The organism is Bradyrhizobium sp. ERR14 (assembly GCF_014198235.1).
Classification (GTDB): domain Bacteria; phylum Pseudomonadota; class Alphaproteobacteria; order Rhizobiales; family Xanthobacteraceae; genus Bradyrhizobium.
Genome location: NZ_JACIHD010000062.1, coordinates 1 through 1,431, shown reverse-complemented (window position 1 = coordinate 1,431; position 1,431 = coordinate 1). Strand labels below are relative to the sequence as shown.

At 61.6% G+C, this 1,431-nt stretch carries 2 protein-coding genes; both read left to right on the top strand.

All coding sequences use genetic code 11. The features are described from left to right. Positions 1–49 precede the first annotated feature (49 nt). Positions 50–1,273, top strand: coding sequence for an IS701 family transposase (locus GGD62_RS40505; protein WP_183714851.1), 1,224 nt, complete (start codon positions 50–52; stop codon positions 1,271–1,273). Beyond that, complete coding sequence (locus GGD62_RS40500; RefSeq protein ID WP_183714848.1) at positions 1,270–1,425, top strand: hypothetical protein; 156 nt, start codon at positions 1,270–1,272, stop codon at positions 1,423–1,425. Before GGD62_RS40505 ends, GGD62_RS40500 begins: the two co-directional genes overlap by 4 nt. Positions 1,426–1,431: the final 6 nt, after the last annotated feature.

Genomic DNA, 1,431 nt, shown 5'->3' with positions numbered 1-1,431 from the left:
CTAGCATTACAGTTGCATTTTGTTGATGGTTCTGAATCCATGGGCGACCATGATTCGGGATATGATGATTGGTGGCGCGTCAGTTGAAGATACGCTGACGCTGTGGGCTTCGTCGTTGCGAGATGCCAAGCAACGCATCCGTCCGCTGTTTACGCAGGAGCGGGTCGCGGCCTCGGCGGGGCAGTTTCTCGACGGACTGTTGGGCAACGAGCCGCGCAAGACGGGTTGGATGCGGGCGGAAGCGGCCGGCGATCCAGGCCCGTGGCGCCAGCAGGCGATCCTGGGCCGAGGGCAGTGGGATGCCGATGCGCTGCGCGACATTGTGCGTGAGTACGCACTGGAAACACTTGGCGATGAGGACGCGGTCCTGGTCATCGATGAGACCGGCTTTTTGAAACAGGGCAAGACCTCGTGCGGGGTCGCACGCCAGTACACTGGCTCGGCGGGCAAGATCACCAATTGCCAGATCGGAGTGTTCGCCTCCTATGTGTCGCGGCATGGTCACGCCTTCATCGACCGGGCGCTCTATTTGCCAAAGGAATGGACGGACGACCCGGCTCGCCTGAAGGCAGCGCATGTACCGAGCGATGAGGGCTTTGCGACGAAGCCCAAGATCGCGCGTCAAATGATCGCTCGCGCGATCGTCGCCAAGGTGCCGTTCTCGTTCGTGGCGGCGGACAGCGTCTATGGCACCGGAGAGATCGAAACCCTGCTGCGCAAGGCAGGCAAAGGCTATGTTCTGGGTGTTGCGTCCAATCATGTGTTCCGTTCCTGGGGCAAGCCGCAGCCTATTGCCGGCACCGCCTCCGCGATCGCGCAGAGCCTTCCCAAGAAGGCCTGGCGCCGCCTGTCGTCCGGCGGAGGCACCAAAGGTCCACGCTGGCACGACTGGGCCTATCTCGAGTTGGCCGATCTCGAAGCCAGGGAATACAACGACGACCTTGCCGGGGAATGGACGCGGGGTCTTCTGATCCGCCGCAACATCGCCGACGGCAGCTTGGCCTTTTTTTCCACATGGTGCCCCAAGGGCACGTCCATGCAGAAGCTGGTGGCGGTGGAAGGCCATCGCTGGGCCATCGAGGACAGCTTCGAAACTGCCAAGAACGAGCTCGGCCTGGATCACAACGAAACCCGCTCCTGGCATGGCTGGCATCGCCATGTCTCACTCGTCATGCTTGCCTTCGCCATGATGGCCGTCATCCGTCATCGGGCCAACACCGGGCCATTGCTCAAAAAAACGCGACCGCGGCCTCGACCGAAGCAGCGGTCTTGATCCGCTGGTCGATCCAGGAAATCCGCCGCATCGCCATGAAGCTAGCCCAGCGGCGCATCCCGCACGCCAATATCCTCGCATGGTCATCCTGGCGCAGGGCTCATCAGGCCAACGCGCGCAAAGCCCATCTCAAGAACAAAATGCAACTGTAATGCTAG

What these genes read in the sequence shown, in the direction of transcription:
- GGD62_RS40505 (WP_183714851.1), top strand. Translation starts at nt 50, where the DNA reads ATGATTCGGGATATGATGATTGGTGGCGCGTCAGTTGAAGATACGCTG.